Below are 712 nucleotides of genomic sequence, written 5' to 3'. Positions count from 1 at the left end.
CCATAGCATTATGGACCCACCTGATCCCATGCCGAACTCAGCAGTGAAACGTAATAGCGCCGATGGTAGTGTGGGGTCTCCCCATGTGAGAGTAGGACATCGCCAGGCTTCGAATTGAAAGAGAGCCCGYTGGYTTCARCGGGCTTTTATTTCGCTCTAGCACCAAAYGGTGTGAGCGGAGTCAAYATAAGGTTTTTATGTTTTAATCGAATGATTAAAAAGATGAAAATTTTATCTTGACTTAAAAATCAAGAAGCGTATTATACGCGTCCTGACTTGCYGAAGCGTTCAACGCCAAGGMATTGAAAGTCAACGTTCTTTAACAATTTGACCATGCAATCTGTGTGGGCACTCGTGAAAGAGTTAAGTCGAAAGATTTATCAATGAACTGAGTGACCAATACAAATATTAAGTTGCTTCTTGTAAGTAACAAGGTATTTGGCACAGTCAATTCATTATCGTTCTCTTCTCGTTATGAAAAGAACAACGATAATAGCTTTAAAATTACTTCTTGCTTCGGCAAGAGCAGTTTTGAAGTCAGTATTCATTGAGCCGTTCCTTATGGGAACAACAAAACTTTAATTGAAGAGTTTGATCATGGCTCAGATTGAACGCTGGCGGCAGGCCTAACACATGCAAGTCGAGCGGCAGCGACAGTAACAATCCTTCGGGTGCGTTATTGGGCGGCGAGCGGCGGACGGGTGAGTAATGC

General features: G+C 43.3%; 2 rRNA genes. Both read left to right on the top strand.

The annotated features are described in order from the left end of the window. Positions 1-108: ribosomal RNA gene (gene rrf / locus EDI28_RS26155) — 5S ribosomal RNA — on the top strand; the annotation flags it as partial. A gap of 471 nt (positions 109-579) precedes the next feature. Further along, positions 580-712, top strand: a 16S ribosomal RNA gene (locus tag EDI28_RS26150); the annotation flags it as partial.

Source organism: Photobacterium chitinilyticum, from assembly GCF_004104355.1.
GTDB classification, from domain to species: Bacteria; Pseudomonadota; Gammaproteobacteria; order Enterobacterales; family Vibrionaceae; genus Photobacterium; species Photobacterium chitinilyticum.
Note: the sequence above shows the minus strand (reverse complement) of the source record. Positions and strands in the feature narration are given on the sequence as shown.